This is a genomic window from Limnohabitans sp. TS-CS-82, from assembly GCF_002943475.1.
Window position 1 is genome coordinate 51,205 of sequence record NZ_PTQX01000013.1, and the last position, 20,650, is coordinate 71,854.

The following is a 20,650-nucleotide window of genomic DNA, read 5'->3' on the forward strand; positions in this document are numbered from 1 at the left end:
ACAAGTTTTTAATTTTTGAGGATTCCCCATGGCACTCGTATCGATGCGCGAACTTCTGGACCACGCTGCAGAGCACGGTTACGGCATTCCAGCTTTCAACGTCAACAACTTGGAACAAGTGCAAGCCGTGATGATGGCTGCTGACGCTGTGGGCGCGCCAGTCATTTTGCAAGCCAGTGCTGGCGCACGCAAATACGCGGGTGAGCCGTTTATCAAGCATTTGATTCAAGCCGCCACCGAAGCCTACCCACACATTCCTTTGGTCATGCATCAAGACCACGGCACTTCGCCCAAGATTTGCCAAGGCGCGATTGACCTTGGCTTTGGCTCCGTCATGATGGACGGCTCGTTGATGGAAGACGGCAAAACGCCTTCTAGCTTTGAGTACAACGTGCAAGTCACCCAGCAAGTGGTGGCCATGGCGCACAAAGTGGGCGTGTCGGTCGAAGGCGAGTTGGGTTGCTTGGGTAACTTAGAAACGGGCGAAGCGGGTGAAGAAGACGGCATCGGCGCCGTGGGCAAACTCGACCACAGCCAAATGTTGACCGACCCCGAAGAAGCCGCACAGTTTGTCAAAGCCACACAGCTCGATGCCCTGGCGATTGCGATTGGCACCAGCCACGGCGCGTACAAGTTCACACGCGAGCCCACCGGCGACATCTTGGCCATCAGTCGCGTCAAAGAAATTCACGCGCGCATCCCCAACACCCACTTGGTCATGCACGGCTCTAGCAGCGTGCCGCAAGACCTGTTGGCCATCATCAACCAGTACGGCGGCAAGATGAAAACGACATTCGGCGTGCCCGTGTCTGAAATTCAAGAAGCCATCAAGCACGGCGTGCGCAAGGTCAACATAGATACCGACATCCGCTTGGCCATGACGGCGGCGGCTCGCAAGTTCATGTTTGAGAATCCAGAAAAATTCGATGCCCGCGAATGGCTCAAGCCTGCCCGCGAAGCCGCGATGAACATCTGTAAACAACGTTATTTGGAATTCGGTTGCGAAGGCCAAGGCAGCAAGGTAAAGGGCGACAGCCTCTCTGTGGTGGCGGCCAAGTACGCCAAGGGCGAACTCGCTCAGTTGGTGAAGTAATACATGACAGCTCTGCACACCTCTGCGCTTACTTCTTTGCCTTTGCTCGCACGCGGCAAAGTGCGCGACAACTACGCCGTGGGCGACGACCGCATTTTGATGGTGGCCTCAGACCGCATCAGCGCGTTCGACGTCATCATGGGCGAAGCCATTCCAGGCAAGGGCGAATTGCTCACCCAGATGGCTTTGTTTTGGTTTGGCAAGCTCGGCCACATTTGCCCCAACCACCTGACAGGCGAAGCGCCTGAGAGCGTGGTGAGTGCGGACGAAGTGGGTCAGGTTATTGGTCGCTCGATGTTGGTCAAACGCTTGAAGCCCATTCCCGTGGAAGCGGTGGTGCGCGGCTATTTGGCCGGCAGCGGCTGGCAGGAATACCAAGAGAACCAAGCCGTATGCGGCGTCAAGCTGCCCAAAGGTTTGAAGAACGCCAGCAAGTTGCCAGAGCCCATCTTCACGCCTGCCGCCAAAGCGGCTGTGGGCGACCACGACGAGAACATCACCTACGAACAAGTGGTCGAGATGATTGGTGGCGGTTTGGCCGAGAAGATCAAAACCGTCAGCATCGCCTTGTACGAAACCGCGCGCGATGTGGCAGCGGCCAAAGGCATCATCATTGCAGACACCAAGTTTGAGTTTGGTTTGGATGCCAACAACGACCTCGTGTTGATGGACGAGGTGCTCACCCCTGATTCATCACGCTACTGGCCTGCGGACAGCTACGCGCAAAGTTTCAAAGACGGCGTGAACCCACCGAGCTACGACAAGCAGTTCTTGCGCGATTGGCTGGAAACTGCCCAAGTGCAAGGCAAGCCTTGGAGCAAGTCACCCCCTGCGCCGCATTTGCCGCAAGAGGTGATTGCCCAAACCGCCGCCAAGTACCAAGAGGCTTGGGATCGGTTGAAGGACTGAAACCTCAGTTCAGCGCCATGCTGAGCTTGCGGCGGTAGCGAGAGATCAACTCCAACACGGGGTCTTCTTGCACCGCAGCTTTGCCAGTTAACTCGATGCCGCCTGCGGATTTGCCGAAGGCGGCATCGTCCGTTTTGGGCTTGGGTGGTGTCATCAGCTCCAAGATGGACACATAGGTTTTGCGCGCTACATCGTTATTCCACGTCTTGTCGCGCATGATGATTTCCAGCAGCTCATCCATCGCTGCTTCAAACAATTCTGCGGCAATCAACACGCGGGCTTTGGCCAAGCGGGTGTCGAAATCGCGTTTGTTTTGGGCGATGGCGGCTTCGACCTGCTCGAATGTCCAAGCGGCGCGCTCGTCGGTCGACACAAACACCAAAGCTTGCAGCCAGTAGTTGAGCGCATCAAAGCGCAGTTGCAGTGGAATTTCGGTCAGCTTAGGCGCCAGCGCCGCTTGCGCTTCTTCCAGCTCGCCCACAGAAATCAGCAGCTTGACCAAGTTGTAGCGGGTTTCGTCGTCAGCGGTGTTGAGGCTCAAAGCTTCTTGCAGTTTGGCGATGGCGGCTTGCGCATCACCCGCGTTGATGAGTTGCTCGGCCTCTTGTGCATCGGCTTGAGCAGCCACTTCGTTGTCGGACGGCAGATGCTTGTCTAAGAATTCGCGCACTTGTGCCAAGGGCAACGCACCCATGAACCCGTCCACAGGGCGGCCGCCCATGAGCAAGATGCAGGTGGGCAGGCTCTTCACGCCAAAGGCACCAGCCAATTCTTGCTGCGTGTCCGCATTGACTTTCACCAGCTTGAAGCGGCCTTGGTAGTCAGCTTCTAGCTTTTCGAGGACTGGGCCCAACGATTTGCAGGGGCCACACCAGTCGGCCCAGAAGTCCACCAGCACAGGGGTGGTTTGTGAGGCGCCAATCACATCGGCCTCGAAATTTTCCATCGTCACATCAATCATGGGGGTCCCGTCTTAAAATTCGTTTTTGCTCACACACAGCCACATCATGACCCAGTGCCAAGTCGGTGTCGTCATGGGTTCCAATTCCGATTGGGACACCATGCAACATGCAGCCCAGATTCTCCAAGAATTTGGCATCTCTTTTGAAACCCGCGTCGTTTCAGCCCACCGCATGCCCGATGACATGTTTGCCTACGCTGAAAGCGCTAAAGGCCGTGGCTTGCGCGCCATCATCGCAGGTGCGGGCGGTGCCGCCCACTTGCCCGGCATGATTGCCGCCAAAACCATCGTGCCCGTGTTGGGTGTGCCGGTGGCCAGCAAACATTTGCAAGGCGTGGACTCCTTGCACAGCATTGTGCAAATGCCCAAAGGCATTCCGGTGGCCACCTTTGCCATTGGCAATGCAGGTGCGGCCAATGCGGCTTTGTTTGCGGTGGCCTTGCTCGCCTCGACCGATGCGGCCTTGGCTGAAAAGCTGCAAGCCTTCCGTGTGGCGCAAACCGAAGTGGCTCGCAACATGACGTTGCCACCCCTATGAGCATTACTTTGAAACCCTTGCTGCCCGGCTCCACCTTGGGCGTGTTGGGTGGTGGCCAATTGGGCCGCATGTGGGCGCATGTGGCGCAGCGCATGGGCTACAACACTGCGGTGCTCGACCCCGATGCGCACAGCCCCGCAGGCTTGGTGAGCCATCACCACATCCACACCGACTACTTGGACCCCGCAGGCTTGAAGCAACTCGCAGCTGTGTGCCAAGCGGTCACCACCGAGTTCGAAAACGTGCCCGCCGACGCGCTGGCGCAACTCGCTGCCACATTGCCTGTGTCGCCCGCTGCGTCTGCTGTGGCCGTAGCGCAAGACCGTGCGCGTGAGAAGGCCCACTTTGTGAAATGCGGCGTGCCAGTGGCCCCACATGCGGTGATCGACACCGCAGCGCAACTCGCCGCTGTGACTGACAACTTGCTGCCAGGAATCCTGAAAACCTCCCGCATGGGCTACGACGGCAAAGGCCAGTTGCGTGTGACCACGCGTGACGAGCTCAACGCCGGTTGGGCCAAGCTTGGAAGCGTGCCATGCGTGTTAGAAAAAATGCTGCCCTTGGCTAGCGAATGCTCGGTCATCGTGGCGCGTGGCCGCGATGGCGCGATGGTGAACTTGCCCGTGCAACGCAACCTGCACCGCGACGGCATCTTGGCCGTGACCGAGGTGTTTGCTGGCAACGTGCCTGAAGCCTTAGCCAACCAAGCCATCGCAGCCGCCAAAGCCGTGGCGCAAGAGTTGAACTACGTGGGCGTGTTGTGCGTGGAGTTTTTTGTGTTGGCTGATGGTTCGTTGGTCGTCAACGAAATTGCTCCTCGCCCGCACAACAGTGGCCACTACAGCCAAGACGCGTGTGACGTGTCGCAGTTTGAACTGCAAGTGCGCACCATGGCCGATTTGCCTTTGACTCAGCCACGCTTGCACAGCCCTGCTGTCATGCTCAATCTGCTGGGTGATTTGTGGTTCAAGCCATCGAAGTCAGAGAAATTGGGGTCAGAACCCAATTCTTTACAGGCCGAACCTGCATGGCAAAAAGTGCTGGCGCTCCCTGGCACGCATTTGCACTTGTACGGCAAGAGCGAAGCGCGCGTGGGTCGCAAGATGGGCCACCTCAACATCACGGCCCCAACGCCAGAAGCCGCGCGAACTATGGCTTTGCAAGCTGCAGCTGTTCTTGGTATCGCGCTGTTTTAACTACGACGCACTTGCCCCATGATTCTTGACGGTCAGTCTCCTCAATCCATCACCGCCGCTGCGCAAGCTTTGCAGCGCGGTGAGTTGTTGGGCTTGCCGACAGAAACTGTGTATGGCTTGGCCGCTGATGCTGGCAACGACGCCGCAGTGGCCAAAATCTTTGAAGCCAAAGGCCGCCCCGCCAACCACCCGCTCATCGTGCACGTGGCCAGCGCGCAAGGTGTGCAGCGCTTTGCCAGCCATGTGCCTGACTTTGCACAAAAACTCATCGATGCTTTTTGGCCCGGCCCTTTGACGCTCATCTTGCCGCGTCGACCCGAGGTGGCTGCTGTGGCTGCTGGCGGGCAAAACTCGGTGGGCTTGCGCTGCCCTTCACACCCGACAGCGCATGCCGTGCTGCAAAGTGCCGAAACCTTGGGTGTCTTTGGCGTTGCCGCACCCAGCGCCAATTTGTTTGGTCGCGTCAGCCCCACCACCGCCGCGCATGTGGCGGGTGAGTTTGGCGATAGCTTGCTCATCATCGATGGCGGCTCATGTGATGTGGGCATTGAGTCCACCATCGTCGACTGCACACGCGCAGCGCCCGTGTTGCTGCGCCCAGGCGTACTTACGCCGCAACAACTCAGCGAGGCGTGTGGTGAGACGGTCATCACACCCACTGCGCCGGATGCCGATGCGCCGCGCGCCTCAGGCACCCTTGAATCTCACTACGCGCCAATGGCACGTGTGCAGTTGATGTCGGCGGTTGATTTGCAAAAAGTAATAGACGCTTATGTCAGAGAACCCGTGTCAAGCAATGACAACGCCCATCCAACGGTCGCCGTGTGGGCGCGCAGCTTCGTGCAAGTGCCTGCAACCCATGTGAATCAATTCGCATGCCAGGCCATGCCAGCAACAGCACAAGACTGCGCCCACCAACTGTTTGCCCAATTGCGCAGCTTTGACACCCAAGGCGTCGCATACATTTGGGTCGAAACCCCACCCCTATCCCCCGAATGGGATGGCGTGCGAGACCGCTTGATGCGGGCCGCCACGCCAACTCGTTAAACTAACGTGGTACTCAAAAGAGAGCCTGTGATGAACCCAATTTTTAGCCGAACCCTCAAAGCCTTGTGCGCCGTGATGGCCGCCACCCTGTTGTCTGCGTGTGGTGGTGCCAGCAGTACGGTCGATCCATTTGTGGCGACACGCGTGATTGCGTTCGGTGATGGTTTTAACTACGTCGATGGCGCCGGCGCTGGTCTTTCCACCGTGCAAACGGGAGAGACGGACAACACGATTGCGGGGCGTATTGCTGCGCGATATGGCATCGTTGTAAAAAATGTGCAGACCAACCCTTTGGCTGCAACAGGCGGTTTCAGTTATGCAACTGCTAATGCACGTGTTGCTGATGTGGATGCACAAATCACTGCGTTTTTGAGCTCAGCCGGATCTGTTGCAAAAAAAGACTTGATCATCATCGCCGTGGGTAACTGGGACATTTACGATGCTTATAGAAATGGTGTGACCAGCATGGACAGCAATGCCAGTGCACTCGTTGCGTCCATTCAACGTTTAACGACCGCAGGTGCTGAGCATGTTGTTGTGATGCCAGTGATCAACATGGCGCGAACACCATGGGCTGCAAATAAATCCTTGGCTGGCATCCAGCAGCTGAGCATCACAACGTCCTCACTGCCGGGTTTGAATTCTTTTAATTTCTTACTTTTGACGAAATTAAATGCAGCCTTTAGACAAGATAGAAAACCTGTGTATTTGCTAGATCGTTCCAGTGATTTCAATAATTTTGCAGGCCAATTTGATACCAACGGCTCGACCCGAATCATCAACGTGAGTGGCATGGCTTTAACGGCAGATACAGGTCTTTACGTGCCCGTGTGTACAGCGCATACGGCGATGGCTGGTTGTGCGCTTGGGGGTCTAAACACCACAAGCCCGCTGACTGCCACGAGCTATCAAACCTATGTCTTCGCCGACGACATTAACTTGACACCCTTGGCGAATAGATTCTTAGCGGATCGCATGATCTACACCATGCAGACGTTTGGTTGGGCTCCTTAAGCCTTGCGCCCAAAGCGCAAGCGCATCGCCAAAATGCTGGCAGCCAACACCAGCGTGATCACGTTGGCAATCACCACGGGCCAGGCTTCAATCAGCAAGCCGTAGGCCAACCACAGCGCAATGCCAAGGGTGAACGCGCTGTACATCCCCAACGAAATACCGCTCACGTCGCGGGTCTTGAAGGTCAGCCACGCTTGCGGCACAAAGCTCGCAGTGGTGAGGCTGGCAGCGGCGTAGCCGATCCATTCGGTGTAGTTCATTCGGGTCTTTCTAAATCGTTGACGGCTCTTCTAAGCTAGTTAAGGCTGCTTACCTGCCCAGTCAATCATCGCGTCAAGCGCAGGGCGGGCCGCATTCGCATTGGCGTGGTGCAGGATGGCCACCACCACCAAACGCTTGCCACTAGCGGTGTCTACAAACCCAGCCACGCCCGCCACATCACGCAAGCTGCCGGTTTTTAAATGCGCACTGGCTTGTGCCTTGCTGCGTTTCATCGTGCCGTCTAAGCCGGTGACGGGCAGCGAGCTCATCAGCTCAGACATATGGGGCGAGGCCCATGCCACTTGTAGCAAGCGTGCGAGGGCTTGTGCACTGATGCGTTCTTCACGGCTCAGGCCAGAGCCGTTGTCAAAGGTGGGCACTTCGCCGCCAACGCGCTCGCGCCACCAGCGCTGCATCACATCGCGTGAAGCATCAAAGCTGCCCACGCCGCGTTGTTGTTGGCTGAGTGTGAGGAACACATGCTGAGCCATCACGTTGTTGCTGTACTTGTTGATGTCGCGGATGGTCTCGGCCAAGGTGGCCGATTCAATATTGAAGGTAGGCTGCAAGTTGCCGGGAATGCTGCCATCACGCACTTGGCCGCTGAGGTGTCCGCCGAGTTGTTGCCACATGCCCGCGATGGCGCGGGGTGCAAATTGCTGAGGTGCGGCATAGGCGATGGGCCACATTTTTTCGCCACACACAGCGGGGTAGTTGCCGGCAAAGCGGATGCGTGTGGCGTCGCTCCAATCGGCGCGCAAGGCGCTGCGGTAGTCGCTGCAGTCGCCGTTGCTCAATGGCACGGTGGCTGGGAATTGCACACCGGCCAGTGGTGGTTCGATTTGCACACGCGCCACATTGGCGGCACGGTCCGGTACAAACTGAATCAGCAGTGATTTGAAGTTGAGCAGCAGCGCATCGGGTGCGGCGTTGTAGGGGCGCAGAGGTTCGCCATCAAAACTGGCGGCGTCACGTGCGGGTACATCAAATGCACTGCGGTCGAGCACGATGTCGCCCTGAATTTTTTGAATGCCCAAGCCTTGAATGCGGCGCATTAGCAGCCACAAACGCTCCACCACCAAGCGAGGGTCGCCGCTGCCCTTGATGTAGATATTGCCGTGCAACACGCCGTCGCGCACAGTGCCGTCCACATACACAGGCGTGCGCCACACAAAGGCGGGGCCGAGGGTGTCGAGTGCGGCGGTGGTGGTGGCTAGCTTCATCAGCGAAGCAGGGTTCACGCGCTCTTGGGCTTGGTGGCTTAGGCGTGGCGTGCTGCCCGTGTGTGTGTCGATCACCATGACATGGAAGTTGTCGCTCGGCACTTTGGCGCGTTGCAGCGCGGCTTGCACTTCGGGTGGCAGTTGGCCAATGTCGCCTGCGGTGTGCTTGGGCGGCTCGCTGCGCACGACTTTGGAGTGCGGTGCTGCGTGTGCTGGCAAGGTTGCAACGTAGATCAGGGCAAACATTTGGGCCAAGGCGAGCGCATACGCCAAAGGCCAGTGCGCAACGCCCCATCGTGCGGTGCTGATGCCGAGGGTGAGCGGAGACAAAGTGGACATATGCGAGCGAGTCATAGGCAAATTATCACGGCTGGGATAATCAGCGGATGCACACCAACCAGTGGCTGGCTTTAGAGACCAGCACCGACACCCTTTCTCTTGCGGTCGCAAGCGGCACGCAGACATGGACGCACACCAGCGCAGGCGGTGCGCTCACGTCCACGCACATGATTCCGCAAACCTTGGCGCTCTTGAAAGAGGCCGGTTTGGCATTGACCGATTTGCAAGCCGTGGTGTTTGGCCGTGGGCCGGGCGCGTTCACGGGCTTGCGTACGGCGTGCTCGGTGGCGCAGGGTTTGGCTTTCGGCGCTGACTTGCTCGTGTTGCCGATTGATACTCTGTTGGCTGTGGCCGAAGAGGCCCGTGCGGCCAATGCTTCAACAGGCCCTGCACCCGTGACGCGCGTGCTGGCTGTCATGGATGCGCGCATGGAGCAGGTGTATGTGGCGGCGTACGAATTCACGCCAAACGCCAGCGATGCGGCAGACGGCACAAACCTCATGCAAGGCACTTGGCGATGTGTGCAGCCGCCCGAGCTGCACGGCCCGGAATCTTTGCATTGGCCCGCTGATTGGGCGCAAGACAGCTTCATTGCCGCAGGCAATGCGTGGCCCGTATACGCAGGCCGTTGGCCCACCGCATTCACGGCAGTTCAAGTGATGGCCTTGCCCGCCGCCGCCGCGCTGCTGCGCCTTGCTCCCGCTGCATGGGCCGCAGGTGCTGCCGTACCTCCTGAAGAAGCGCTGCCGCTTTACATCCGCGACAAAGTGGCGCAGACCACCGATGAGCGCATGCAAATCAAAGCGCAACAAGCTGAACAAGCCGCGCAAGCCAACGAAGCCAATAAAACTGCTTCACCGACAATCACGCCCTAACTTTTCATAGCCACATCCACCCACGCCATGAGTGCTGTTTTGAAACCCGAAGTACGCCTAGAGCCGCTGACCGAAGCGCTGCTTGACGACGTGCTGCGCATCGAAAACAGCGCTTACGCCCACCCGTGGACGCGGGGCAACTTTGCGGACTCGCTCAAGTCGGGCTACCAGTTGCTGGCGCTGATGGGCGGCGACACCTTGATTGGTTACTTTGTGGCCATGGAGGGCGTGGAAGAAGTGCATTTGCTCAACATCACCGTCGCGCCCGAGTTTCAGGCTCAAGGCTACGGCGTGCTCATGCTTGATGCCTTGTCAGTCTGGGCACGTGGCCGCCAAGCCGAATGGTTATGGCTAGAAGTCCGCGTGGGTAACACCCGCGCCATGCAGGTGTACGAGCGCTATGGTTATCGCCGCGTGGGCGAACGCAAAAACTATTACCCCGCCGACCACGGCCAACGCGAGCACGCGGTGGTCATGTCGCTCAAGCTGTAAGCTACTCACCCATGACCGACACCTTGCACCTCGACAAACGCCAACGCGCCATGCTGGCCGAGATGGGCGTGCGCGTGTGGTCGCCCATGTCTGAGGCCGCCGTCATGGGCGCGCCTGCCGTGGAAACCTTGGTGGTGGACACATCTGCTTCTGCACCCGCTGACGTGGTGATGCAAGCCCATGCAGAAGAAGCGCACAGCTTTGCCGCTGCCAGTGAGTTGGCCACACAAGCCATTGCCAATGCAGCGGGTTATGAAACCGCAGCGCGACAAATGCCCGCGCCAGTGGCAAAGACAGAACCAGCACCCATCATCATCCAACGCCCCGAAGGCATTGACCAAATGGATTGGTCATCCTTGCACAGCACCGTGTCGGGCTGCCAAGCTTGCACCTTGTGCGGCTCGCGTCAAAACACTGTGTTTGGTGTGGGCGCACCTGCACCCGAAGGCGAAACGCCGCAAGTGGATTGGCTCATCGTGGGCGAAACCCCGGGCGAAGAAGAAGATCGCCAAGGAGAGCCGTTTGTGGGCCAAGCCGGCAAGCTACTCGACAACATGCTGGGCGCGATGAAGCTCTCTCGCACTGGTGAACGCACTGCAGAGGGTGGCGGCGTTTACATCGCCAACGTGCTCAAGTGCCGCCCACCCGGCAACCGCAACCCCAAGCCCGAAGAAGTGGCCCAGTGTCTGCCCTACCTAGAGCGCCAAGTGGCCATGCTCAAACCCAAAATGATTTTGGCCATGGGCCGCTTTGCGGTGCAAGCCTTGTTGCGCGACAGCGTGCCCGAGCTAGAAGGCACGCCTTACGGCAAGCTGCGTGGGCGCGTGTATCAGTATCAAGGCGTGCCGGTAGTGGTGACGTACCACCCCAACTATGTGCTGCGTAACTTGCCTGAGAAGTCCAAGGTATGGGCCGACCTTTGTTTGGCCATGGCGCACCTCAAGGGTTCTGAGTAGACCTCGCTGGCCACAGCACTGACGCAATGGCCACCACCATCAGCACCACGGCGGTCCAGTCTTGCCAGTGCAGCACTTCACCCAATAGCCACGCCCCTGTGAACACGCCCAGCACGGGAATGAACATCACGCTCAAAGTAGATGCCACAGGCGGCAGCCCACGTGCCAGTGTCAGCCACGCGGCCTGCGCAAACGCAAACACGCCCAGCGCGTTGTAAAGAATCGCCCACTGCGTGCTCTCGGTGGGCATTTGCCAGCGGTCTTGCTCAAACACACAGGCCAGCACTGTCAGCAATACCGTGGTCATGCTCGTCATCCAAAACGCGATGGTCAGCGTGGGCACGGGCATCGGTGTGTGGCGCAGGCGCTGCGTGCCATAGGCCCAAGTGGATGCAGCCACCAACACCATCAGCACACCTACGGGTTGGCCCGACAAGTGGCTGAGTTCATTCCACAGCAGCAGCAACACGCCAATCCCCGCTGCAGCAACGCCCAACCATTGACGCGCACGCAGCGGTGCGTTGAACCAAATCACGCCCCAAATGGCCGAGAAGATGGGCATGGTGTAGCCCAAGATCGCCGCCCGCCCGCTCGACAACATGGGCAGAGCCAAGATCACCAGCACGTGCCAGATAAACATGTTGAACACAGCCAGCGTGAACAACTCGCGCCAGTGGCTGCGCGGAATGCGAAACGGAATTTTCATCAGCACCAGCGCCAAGCCCAATACCGGCAAGCCAATCAACATCGACAAGCTGCGAAAGGTGAGCGGTGGAAAACCCGTCACGCCAAACTTCATGATGGGCCAGTTCAAGCCCCACACCAAGGTGAGTGTGATGAGCGTCCAAAGTTGGCGGCGGGTGAGGCTGGGCAGGGCTGACATGGGGTGCATGGTAAGCCTTCTAAAATCACCGCATGACCTTCCTTGACATGCTTAAGGGCGCAGAGCGCCAAAACAACTCCATGCTCTGCGTGGGCCTTGACCCAGAACCGACCAAGTTCCCAGACCGCATCAAGGGCGACTCGAACAAGATTTACGACTTTTGTGCGGCCATCGTCGATGCCACCGCCGATCTGGTGAACAGCTTCAAACCCCAAATTGCCTACTTTGCTGCGCACCGCGCCGAAGGGCAGTTGGAGCGTTTGATGGAGCACATGCGCCGCGTCGCGCCCCATGTGCCGATCATCTTGGATGCCAAGCGCGGCGACATCGGCAGCACCGCCGAGCAATACGCCATTGAAGCCTTCGAGCGCTACGGTGCAGACGCCGTGACCCTCTCGCCCTTCATGGGCTGGGACTCGGTAGCCCCGTATTTGAAGTACCACGGCAAAGGCGCGTTCTTGTTGTGCCGCACCTCCAACCCCGGCGGTGACGATCTGCAAAACCAACGCCTCGCATCTGTCGAAGGCCAGCCCTTGATGTACGAACACATCGCCAAATTGGCACAAGGCCCTTGGAACCTCAACGGTCAATTGGGTTTGGTGGTGGGCGCAACTTACCCCAAAGAGATCGAGCGTGTGCGTGAACTCGCACCCTCAGTGCCTTTGCTCATTCCAGGCGTGGGCGCACAAGGTGGTGATGCGGTGGCTACCGTCAAAGCTGGTTTGCGTGTGAGCGGTGACACGACCACCGGCCCCATCATCGTCAACTCATCGCGTGCGATTTTGTATGCGTCCAAGGGTGACGACTTTGCAGAAGCTGCGCGTCGCGTGGCCTTGCAAACGCGCGAGACTTTGCAGGCGGCGAAAGCGGCTTAACTTTTAGCTTTGAGCGGATTGCGCGAAAAGCGCCAATCCGCGCTGCGCCTTGCTCGCATCACATGGCGTGAGCGCAATTGCACCTCTAGGCGTTTGGCGCAGCGCATCCGCCAATGCATGCAGGGCTGCTTCTGGCCCACTCAGCAGCTCAAGCTCCAACTCCAAAATGCCTTCGCTCAACGTTGTGCCCGGCACAGTGATGTGGCCTTGGTCCAGTGCCACTTCTATACTGGCGCTGTCATGCATCAACACCCAGCTGTGACGCTCAAAGTCGGTGCGAAACAAGGGTTTGAGTTCAGCACGCAAAGCTATCAAAGATGCTGCCAAGTCAGCGTCATCCACCAGCGCCGCAAAGTCCAACGCGCCGGGCGTGGTGGGCGCTTCCCATTCTTGGCGGCGTGACAAACCGTTTTCACTTTTGCCTGCGGTCTTCACGGTCAGCAGCCATTGCTCGCCAGCCAAACGCTCGCGCACGGCCATACGGCGTTGCTTCAAATCCAAAGCCGGCGTGTCAAAGTAGGTGTTGAGCAGGCGCTGCACTTTTGCTGGCACGGCCAGCAGCGGGTGAGCCAGCAGCGCGGGTACATCTTGCTGGCGCAGGCTGAGTTTGAGTTCGGTTTCCATGCGGTGTGCCAGCAGATGCAGAGGTTCAGGCTGCTGACGTGCCGAAACGCTCGCGCAAGTAGGCCACGATGGCCTTCGAGTCTTGCAGCCAACGTGTTTGGCCATTGGCTTCTGTGATTTTCAAACAAGGCACTTTGGTAGCGCCGCTGCTTTGCATAAGTTCTTCACGGTTGGCCGCGTTGTGTTGCGCATCGCGCTTTTCAATCGGCAGCGATAAGCGGCGCATTTCTTGGCGCACCTTGATGCAAAACGGACAGGTGTTGAACTGGTACAGCGCCAAGCTTTGGCATTGCAGATCAACCGCCGCTTGAGCCGCAGCATCGCGTTGCATGCCCTTAGGTTGGGTGAGGCGCTCTTTGAGCAGCATGACTGGGCCCAGCACAAGGCGCAGGGTTTGGAAAAAGGCACGGATGACAGGTTTCATGGGGGTGAATGGTAAGGCTTGATGACGCGCCATCGCAGAGGTCGTAGACAATGGCATTTTTCATTCAGAGCCTAGCCATGCAAATCATTCAAGACACGGCCGTCACCATCAAATACCAAGTCACCTCACCCGCAGGCAAGCCATTGGACTCGGGGCATTTGTCGTATCTGCACGGCGGCTACGAAAACATTTTTCCAAAGGTCGAAGCCGCACTCAATGGCCAAGCCGTGGGTTTCGCCGTCAAGCTAGATTTGAGTGCTGAAGATGCCTTTGGCGAGCGTGACGAATCATTGGTGCGCGTCATCCCTAAGGCGGAGTTTCCACCGGGCGTGAAAGTGGGCGGCCAGTTGCAAGGCGCGGGCGACGATGGCCAGCCACGCGTGTTCAACGTGGTGAAGATCAAAGGCCCCGAAGTGCACTTAGACGGCAACCACGAGTTGGCGGGCCAAGCACTGCGTTTCAGCTGCACCGTGACGGATGTGCGCGCCGCCACGGCTGAAGAAATTGCCCACCGCCATGTGCATGGCACGCATGGGCATCAGCATTAACTGGCGCAGAGTATGCCCATCAGATCGGTCAAGCCTATCGCGGTAGCTTGATGGCGCATGCCAAAACGCTCAGCGCCTGGGTACACCACATAGCGTTGCGACACGCCCAAGTCGTCACACGCCACGCCAAAGCCTTTGCTCAATGCGGGCGCTGAACTGCGTTTGATTTCAATCGCCATCCATGGCCGACCTGCTCTTTCAAACAACAGGTCAATCTCTGCGCCCGTGTGTGTGCGGTAGGCGTAAGGCGTGCATTGCGGGCCTGCGGCGGTAATTAGGTTTTCAATGCAAAAACCTTCGTAGCTGGGGCCGCACACGGGATGCCCGGCTAGGTCGTCGAGTGTGCGTAAGCCCAGCAACGCATGCACCAAACCGCTATCACGCACAAACACCTTGGGCGCTTTGACCAAGCGCTTGCCCACGTTGCCGCTCCAAGGGCGCAGCCGCCGCACCAATTGCAGGTCTACCAACAAGTCAATGTACCGACCAATCGCCGGGCTGGTCAGCCCCAAGCTACTGGCCAAACGAGTTTGCTGCAACAGGGCGCCTTGCTGGTGGGCCAGCATGGTCCACAGGCGGCCCACTGTTTCGGCGGGCAGGCGTGGCGCAAACATGGGCACATCGCGTTGCAAATAGCTGCGTACAAAGTCTTCGCGCCAGCCTAGGCTGGCCGCATCGTTGGCGGCTAACAAACTGTCTGGAAAGCCACCGCGCAGCCACAGCGCATCGGTGCTGAGGCTTTGCCCTTGCAGCTCTTGCGCGTTCACGGGCGTGACCTCTAGGTAAGACACCCGCCCCGCCAGCGTTTCGCTGCTTTGCTGCATCAAGTCCAGCGAGGCCGAGCCCAGCAACAAAAACTGCCCAAAGCGTTGCCCCGCACGGCGCCGCTCGTCAATGATGCCGCGCAGCACCTCAAACAAACCGGGCAAGCGGTGAATCTCGTCGAGGATGACCAGCTTGTCGCCCTGCATGCGCAAAAAGCCGTCGGCATCGTCCAGTTTCAGGCGGTCGGCAGGGCGTTCGAGGTCGAGGTACACCGAGGCTTGCGGCCACGTGCGCGCCGCCTCTAGCGCGAGCGTGGTTTTGCCCACTTGGCGCGGGCCGAGCAACACCACAGCCGGGGCTTGCTGGAGCTTGTCTTGCAGTTGGGAGAGGGTTTGGCGTGGAATCATCATTGAAATTTTAACGCGAGACTTTAAAATTTCAATGATGATCCAGAGAGGTTGGGCGAAAGTAGATATTTTTGAATTACATTTTCGGCAATGCATGCGCAGGCTTGACTGGATGGACAAGCCAAAAAATTGACGGGTTTCTTTGAAACCCAGTCTACAAGCGACTTGCAGAGGGTAGGGCTGCAGGATTTATCCGACGGCTCTGGTTTTGTACCGCAGGTTTTGCGGGATAAATTAAGTTAGACCTACAGGTATGACCGCAATCGCAATTTGGCTGAATGAGGAAGACCCCAATCGACCCGCGCTGTGGGTGGCTGCGGACAGTTTCGTTACGAGAGCGGGCAAGTTTCGGCTGATCGGAGACGCCGCCAAGATCATGCCTCTCCAGGTCGTTTGCAGAAGGCCAGACTCCCAAGGCTTCTTCTCAAAGCTGGCGTCCGTGCATTCGTACGGCTACGCCTTCGCGGGAAGTACGTTGGTTGGTCAGAACGTGTACTTGTCTCTGCTGCCGCTCTTGAGCAGCCTAAATGTACATGTCGACTACTCCCCGTCGCTTGCTGAAGTCGCCGACTACATTCACCGATACCTGCGCACATCCTATGACGACCTAAAGGTGAGTCTCGGACCACAAGGACACTTTTGCATCGCAATCTTTGGCTGGTGTCCCGTAGCGAGGGCGGTGGGAGTCTACAAATTTCAACCCACCAAGAACCCATCCGGCCAGTACGAGGTCGCTTCTACTGTGACGACGGACTTCTCGAAAACCAAGTTCGTGTACCTTGGTGATTACAGCACGTATATGGAAGCGGAAATCGCCAACGCTCTTTCAAAGGACAGCACGCCTGGGCGTCCGCAGTCGAGAGCGCCGAAATTCGTCATAGAGGAGCATATAGCTGCAGATGCGCATCCGACCATTGGAGGTGACCTGCAACTTGGCATTGCGAATGCTTCTGGCTTTCAGCCGTACATGCTGTGTCGGCCTCGTGAGCCTGGCCGTCCCTCCGCTTACTTCAGCTATCTTGGCCGGGAGCTCTCCGACGACATGCAGCGACTTGGCTCTGCTCATGTCTTCTTCCCGGCCCTGCCATGAGGGCGATCGTGGCGTCCGTGTACGCGCATCTCGCAACGGCATCGAAGGTCTCACGAGGGCTGTGCGCGCTGACGTCTAACAGGTCGGTCGACTCGGACACGTTGCGGCGAGAGGCCGCACAGTGCCATTGGAGATCGTGCACCGTGCGGCCTCTCGCCGCAACGTGCCGGTCACCTTCACGTTAGGCATCCGGACAACTATGCCACCAGGTCTTCGACCCTTCTACAAGTACAGCTCACCTGACGGAGCGCTAGCGATGCTGAACTCGGGTGTTGCCCGGTACAGCACCCCGCTATTGTTCAACGATCCGTTTGATATTCAGGCCGGCCTTCACTTCGACTTTGATCCTGAGCAGTTGCACAGAGCCGTGGTCGATCGGATCGGCGAACTTGCTGCAAGCAGTGACGAGCCGCCAGTCGATCCGCAAGATATCTGGGGAAAGGTAGTGCTGATGGCACGGCGCCACTTCAGAACGCACGGCTTCGACCGGGAGCATTGGATGCTTATGACAGAGCCGTCTTTCGCGAACCTCCTTGAAGTCATCCGTGACACGCAGGCCCAGTATCAAAAACATTGGCATGAAGTCCAGTTGCCACAGATGAGGGTCTTCTGTGTCTCCGAAGACCGGGACAACCTACTCATGTGGTCCCACTACGCGAAGGATCACACGGGCGCGGTCTTCGAATTATGGTCCCTCCCAGATGAAGACAACCCACTGTCAGTGGCTGTACCCGTCAACTATGTGGAGCGCCCTATTGCCTTCTTCAGCATGAAAGAGTTTGTGGATGACATGGTCGGCATCCGCAAACTCGACATTCGGGCACTGTACCGTCGATATGCCTGCACGAAAAGTCTGCACTGGGCATACGAGAAGGAGTGGAGAGTCTGGTATCCCCTGTCTAAGACTGACAAATACGACTTCTCGCCGATCAGGCCCTCCGAGCTTAAGGCTGTATATCTCGGTTGCCGGTCCGAACAGGGTTTTCGAGACCATGTTCGGCGGCTGGTAAACGAAAAGTACCCGGAGGCAAAGCTGTTTATCGCACAAGAAGCCACTGGGTCGTACGAGCTGCGTTACGCGGATGCCTAACTCGAACGTTACCCCCCCAACAACCTCTTCAAATACTTCCCCGTAAAGCTAGCTGGATTCGCCGCCAAGTCCTCCGGCGTACCCACACCCACCACCGTGCCGCCACCGCTGCCCCCCTCTGGGCCCATGTCAATCAGCCAGTCGGCGGTTTTGATGACGTCGAGGTTGTGTTCGATGATGACGATGGTGTTGCCCGCGTCGCGTAGGTGTTGCAGCACTTTCAGCAGCAGCGCAATGTCGGCAAAGTGCAGACCCGTGGTGGGCTCGTCCAAGATGTAAAGCGTGCGGCCTGTGTCGCGTTTGCTCAACTCCAAAGCCAGCTTCACGCGCTGCGCTTCACCGCCCGATAGGGTGGTGGCTGCTTGGCCGAGTTGCAGGTACGACAAGCCCACGTCCATCAAGGTTTGCAGCTTGCGGGCAATGTTGGGCACGGCGTTGAAGAACTGCAAGGCGGCTTCCACGGTCAAATCTAAGACTTGCGCGATGTTTTTGCCCTTGTACAACACCTCCAAGGTTTCACGGTTGTAGCGCAAGCCGTGGCAAACGTCGCAGGGCACATACACGTCGGGCAAGAAGTGCATTTCCACTTTCACCATGCCGTCGCCTTGGCAAGCCTCGCAGCGGCCACCGCCTGAGCCTGCGGCCACGTTGAAGCTGAAGCGCCCTGGGCCGTAGCCACGTTCGCGAGCCATCGGTACTTCGGCCATCAGCTCGCGAATGGGGGTGAAGAGGCCGGTGTAGGTGGCTGGGTTGCTGCGTGGCGTGCGGCCAATGGGTGACTGGTCGACGTTGATGACTTTGTCGAAATAGTCGAGGCCCGTAATCTCATCGTGTGCCGCTGGCTCGTCGTGTGCACGGTGAATGGTGTGCGCGGCGGCTGTGTACAGCGTGTCGTTCACCAATGTCGATTTGCCAGAGCCCGACACGCCGGTGACGCAGGTGAGCAAGCCCACAGGGAAATCAGCGGTGACGTTTTTCAAGTTGTTGCCACGCGCACCACGGATGCGAATGACTTGGTGTTCGAACGCATCTTTGTGCAGCTTGCGTTGGAACTTCAGCTCTTCCGCTTCCACGGGCAAAAAGGCGTTGCGCTTGGCTGGCACGTCGATGCGCAGCGCTTGAGCCAAGTAGCGGCCCGTCAGTGAGTTGGGGTTGGCTTCAATCTCGGCAGGTGTGCCACGAGCCATCACTTGGCCGCCATGCACGCCCGCGCCGGGGCCCATGTCCACGCAGAAGTCAGCAGCCCGAATCATGTCTTCGTCGTGCTCCACCACCAACACGCTGTTGCCAATGTCACGCAGGTGTTTGAGCGTGTCGATGAGGCGGTCGTTGTCGCGCTGGTGCAAGCCGATGCTGGGCTCGTCCAGCACATACATCACACCTGTCAGGCCCGAGCCAATTTGGCTAGCCAAACGAATGCGCTGCGCTTCGCCGCCCGACAGGGTGTCGGCACTGCGGTCTAGGCTGAGGTAGTTCAAACCTACGTCGTTCAAAAACTTCAAGCGTGAGGCAATTTCGCGCACCACTTTGTCGGCAATTTCTGCTTTTGCACCTTGCAGTTTGAGCGTGTTGAAGTAGCCAAAGCATTCGCCCAGCGTGGTGTGGCTGATGTCGAAAATGCCGCGCATTTGTTCGCCTTCGCCAATGCGCACATTACGCGCTTCGCGACGCAAGCGTGTGCCGCCGCAGGATGTACACGCACGTACGCCACGGTAGCGCGACAGGTCTTCGCGCACCACGGTCGAGTCGGTCTCGCGGTAGCGGCGCTCCATGTTGACCAAGATGCCTTCGAAGGGGTGCTTCTTGCTCAGCTTTTTGCCAGAGCCGTTTTCAAGGCTGTAATTGAACTTGATTTCTTCTTCGCCCGAGCCATACAACAGCACTTGGCGTGTCTCGGGGCTCAGGTCTTCAAACGGCGTGTCGAGGTCAAACTTGTAATGTTTGGCCAAGCTCTCCAGCAGGGTGAAGTAATGCGCGTTGCGGCGGTCCCAGCCTTTGATGGCGCCGCTGCCCAGGCTGAGTGACGGAAACGCCACCACGCGTGCAGGGTCGAAATAGTCTTGGTGGCCTAAGCCGTCGCACGAGGGGCAAGCGCCCACGGGTGAGTTGAACGAGAACAAGCGCGGTTCGAGTTCGCTGATGGAGTAAGTGCACTGCGGGCAAGAAAACTTGGCGTTGAACGCGTGCTCTACACCCGTGTCCATCTCTAACGCGATGGCGCGGCCTTCGGCCAAGCGCAAGGCGGCTTCAAAGCTCTCGGCCAAACGCTGGCGCAGGCCGGGCGGCGGCGCGGCCACGGCAATGTCGCCAATGCTGGGCGCTGCCACAGGCGCGGGTGCAGCTGGCGCTTCGTGACGCACCTTGATGCGGTCCACTACCACGTCGATGTCGTGCTTCTCGGTTTTCTTCAGCTCGGGCAGCTCGTCGTATTCGTACACCTTGCCCTCGATGCGAAAACGCACATAGCCCTGCGCTTGCAGCTGCGTGAAGATTTCGCTGTACTCGCCCTTGCGGTTACGCGCAATGGGTGCGAGCAGCATGAGCTTGGTGTCTTCGGGCAGCGCCATGACGGCGTCCACCATTTGCGACACGCTTTGCGCTTGCAGTGCCAAGTTGTGGTCAGGGCAGTAGGGCGTGCCCGCGCGGGCAAACAGCAAGCGCAGGTAGTCGTGAATTTCGGTCACCGTGCCCACGGTGGAGCGGGGGTTGTGGCTGGTGGCTTTTTGCTCAATGCTGATAGCGGGTGACAGGCCCTCAATCAGGTCCACATCAGGCTTGTCCAAGCGGCCCAAAAACTGGCGGGCATAGGCCGAGAGGCTTTCCACATAACGGCGCTGGCCTTCGGCGTACAGCGTGTCAAACGCGAGGCTGGACTTGCCCGAACCCGACAAACCCGTGATCACCACCAGCTGGTTACGCGGAATGTCCAGGTCGATGTTTTTCAGGTTGTGCGTGCGCGCCCCGCGAATGCTGATGTTTCGCATGGCAGAGGGGTGGTTCAGGGCTTGGCCTAAGTAGGCGCCGTCAGAAGGTGCGTTCA

General features: G+C 58.4%; 21 protein-coding genes. 13 read left to right on the plus strand and 8 right to left on the minus strand.

Translation table 11 applies throughout. From position 1 onward, the window contains the following. Nucleotides 1-28: 28 nt before the first annotated feature. A complete protein-coding gene (gene fba / locus C5F52_RS21630) occupies nucleotides 29-1,093 on the plus strand; it encodes a class II fructose-bisphosphate aldolase (protein WP_104800435.1) in 1,065 nt (354 codons plus the stop codon). 3 nt (nucleotides 1,094-1,096) lie between these two features. After that, nucleotides 1,097-2,002: a phosphoribosylaminoimidazolesuccinocarboxamide synthase gene (locus tag C5F52_RS21635; RefSeq protein WP_104800436.1), complete on the plus strand. Its 906-nt coding sequence runs from the start codon at nucleotides 1,097-1,099 to the stop codon at nucleotides 2,000-2,002. Between the two features lie 4 nt (nucleotides 2,003-2,006). Here C5F52_RS21635 and trxA read toward each other — a convergent pair whose 3' ends face one another. After that, nucleotides 2,007-2,963 (minus strand): thioredoxin, encoded by a 957-nt coding sequence (gene trxA, locus C5F52_RS21640; protein WP_104800437.1) that lies wholly within the window; start codon nucleotides 2,961-2,963, stop codon nucleotides 2,007-2,009. A 46-nt stretch (nucleotides 2,964-3,009) separates the two neighbouring features. On the opposite strand from trxA, the gene purE reads away from it, so the two are divergent. Genes purE through C5F52_RS21660 form a run of 4 tightly spaced genes read left to right on the plus strand, consistent with a single transcriptional unit; the run spans nucleotide 3,010 to nucleotide 6,758 of the window. Beyond that, complete coding sequence (gene purE / locus C5F52_RS21645) at nucleotides 3,010-3,501, plus strand: 5-(carboxyamino)imidazole ribonucleotide mutase (protein WP_104800438.1); 492 nt, start codon at nucleotides 3,010-3,012, stop codon at nucleotides 3,499-3,501. Beyond that, nucleotides 3,498-4,697: a 5-(carboxyamino)imidazole ribonucleotide synthase gene (locus C5F52_RS21650; RefSeq protein WP_104800439.1), complete on the plus strand. Its 1,200-nt coding sequence runs from the start codon at nucleotides 3,498-3,500 to the stop codon at nucleotides 4,695-4,697. Before purE ends, C5F52_RS21650 begins: the two co-directional genes overlap by 4 nt. An 18-nt stretch (nucleotides 4,698-4,715) precedes the next feature. After that, nucleotides 4,716-5,744, plus strand: a complete 1,029-nt coding sequence (locus C5F52_RS21655) for an L-threonylcarbamoyladenylate synthase (protein ID WP_104800440.1) — start codon at nucleotides 4,716-4,718, stop codon at nucleotides 5,742-5,744. Between the two features lie 30 nt (nucleotides 5,745-5,774). Next, nucleotides 5,775-6,758 carry an SGNH/GDSL hydrolase family protein gene (locus C5F52_RS21660; RefSeq protein WP_146100137.1) on the plus strand — a complete coding sequence of 328 codons (984 nt, stop codon included), beginning with the start codon at nucleotides 5,775-5,777 and terminating at the stop codon, nucleotides 6,756-6,758. On the opposite strand, the gene C5F52_RS21665 is transcribed toward C5F52_RS21660, so the two are convergent. Then, entirely contained in the window at nucleotides 6,755-7,018 is a 264-nt protein-coding gene (locus tag C5F52_RS21665; RefSeq protein ID WP_104800442.1) for a SemiSWEET transporter, read from the minus strand. The genes C5F52_RS21660 and C5F52_RS21665 overlap by 4 nt on opposite strands. A gap of 39 nt (nucleotides 7,019-7,057) precedes the next feature. Then, the gene (dacB, locus tag C5F52_RS21670) at nucleotides 7,058-8,596 is read right to left on the minus strand and encodes a D-alanyl-D-alanine carboxypeptidase/D-alanyl-D-alanine-endopeptidase (RefSeq protein ID WP_236657961.1); all 1,539 of its coding nucleotides are present in this window, start codon (nucleotides 8,594-8,596) and stop codon (nucleotides 7,058-7,060) included. Between the two features lie 32 nt (nucleotides 8,597-8,628). On the opposite strand from dacB, the gene tsaB reads away from it, so the two are divergent. Genes tsaB through C5F52_RS21685 form a run of 3 tightly spaced genes read left to right on the plus strand, consistent with a single transcriptional unit; the run spans nucleotide 8,629 to nucleotide 10,904 of the window. Next, the gene (gene tsaB / locus C5F52_RS21675; RefSeq protein ID WP_104800444.1) at nucleotides 8,629-9,456 is read left to right on the plus strand and encodes a tRNA (adenosine(37)-N6)-threonylcarbamoyltransferase complex dimerization subunit type 1 TsaB; all 828 of its coding nucleotides are present in this window, start codon (nucleotides 8,629-8,631) and stop codon (nucleotides 9,454-9,456) included. A gap of 27 nt (nucleotides 9,457-9,483) precedes the next feature. Further along, nucleotides 9,484-9,948: a ribosomal protein S18-alanine N-acetyltransferase gene (rimI, locus tag C5F52_RS21680; RefSeq protein WP_104800445.1), complete on the plus strand. Its 465-nt coding sequence runs from the start codon at nucleotides 9,484-9,486 to the stop codon at nucleotides 9,946-9,948. Between the two features lie 11 nt (nucleotides 9,949-9,959). Next, complete coding sequence (locus C5F52_RS21685) at nucleotides 9,960-10,904, plus strand: uracil-DNA glycosylase family protein (RefSeq protein WP_104800446.1); 945 nt, start codon at nucleotides 9,960-9,962, stop codon at nucleotides 10,902-10,904. Here C5F52_RS21685 and C5F52_RS21690 read toward each other — a convergent pair. Next, entirely contained in the window at nucleotides 10,888-11,796 is a 909-nt protein-coding gene (locus C5F52_RS21690) for a DMT family transporter (RefSeq protein WP_236657962.1), read from the minus strand. The two genes, C5F52_RS21685 and C5F52_RS21690, sit on opposite strands and share 17 nt — an antisense overlap. Nucleotides 11,797-11,819: 23 nt before the next feature. Between C5F52_RS21690 and pyrF the strand changes: the two genes are divergently transcribed. After that, on the plus strand, nucleotides 11,820-12,662 hold the full coding sequence (gene pyrF, locus C5F52_RS21695) for an orotidine-5'-phosphate decarboxylase (RefSeq protein WP_201747072.1): 843 nt from the start codon (nucleotides 11,820-11,822) through the stop codon (nucleotides 12,660-12,662). Between the two features lie 3 nt (nucleotides 12,663-12,665). Here the strand turns inward: pyrF and C5F52_RS21700 are convergent, their stop codons facing one another. Both C5F52_RS21700 and C5F52_RS21705 read right to left on the minus strand, forming a co-directional pair. Beyond that, the gene (locus C5F52_RS21700) at nucleotides 12,666-13,286 is read right to left on the minus strand and encodes a CYTH domain-containing protein (RefSeq protein ID WP_161499747.1); all 621 of its coding nucleotides are present in this window, start codon (nucleotides 13,284-13,286) and stop codon (nucleotides 12,666-12,668) included. A gap of 25 nt (nucleotides 13,287-13,311) precedes the next feature. Next, nucleotides 13,312-13,710, minus strand: a complete 399-nt coding sequence (locus C5F52_RS21705; RefSeq protein WP_104800569.1) for a glutaredoxin — start codon at nucleotides 13,708-13,710, stop codon at nucleotides 13,312-13,314. A gap of 77 nt (nucleotides 13,711-13,787) precedes the next feature. Between C5F52_RS21705 and C5F52_RS21710 the strand changes: the two genes are divergently transcribed. After that, nucleotides 13,788-14,258, plus strand: a complete 471-nt coding sequence (locus C5F52_RS21710) for a peptidylprolyl isomerase (protein WP_104800448.1) — start codon at nucleotides 13,788-13,790, stop codon at nucleotides 14,256-14,258. Here C5F52_RS21710 and C5F52_RS21715 read toward each other — a convergent pair. Continuing rightward, a complete protein-coding gene (locus C5F52_RS21715; RefSeq protein WP_104800449.1) occupies nucleotides 14,255-15,433 on the minus strand; it encodes an ATP-binding protein in 1,179 nt (392 codons plus the stop codon). The genes C5F52_RS21710 and C5F52_RS21715 overlap by 4 nt on opposite strands. Before the next feature lie 250 nt (nucleotides 15,434-15,683). On the opposite strand from C5F52_RS21715, the gene C5F52_RS21720 reads away from it, so the two are divergent. Together C5F52_RS21720 and C5F52_RS21725 are read left to right on the plus strand one after the other, a co-directional pair. Then, a complete protein-coding gene (locus C5F52_RS21720; protein ID WP_104800450.1) occupies nucleotides 15,684-16,520 on the plus strand; it encodes a hypothetical protein in 837 nt (278 codons plus the stop codon). Between the two features lie 256 nt (nucleotides 16,521-16,776). Then, a complete protein-coding gene (locus C5F52_RS21725) occupies nucleotides 16,777-17,610 on the plus strand; it encodes a DUF2971 domain-containing protein (protein ID WP_161499748.1) in 834 nt (277 codons plus the stop codon). A gap of 8 nt (nucleotides 17,611-17,618) precedes the next feature. Here C5F52_RS21725 and uvrA read toward each other — a convergent pair whose 3' ends face one another. Further along, nucleotides 17,619-20,594, minus strand: a complete 2,976-nt coding sequence (gene uvrA / locus C5F52_RS21730; protein WP_104800571.1) for an excinuclease ABC subunit UvrA — start codon at nucleotides 20,592-20,594, stop codon at nucleotides 17,619-17,621. Nucleotides 20,595-20,650 lie beyond the last annotated feature (56 nt).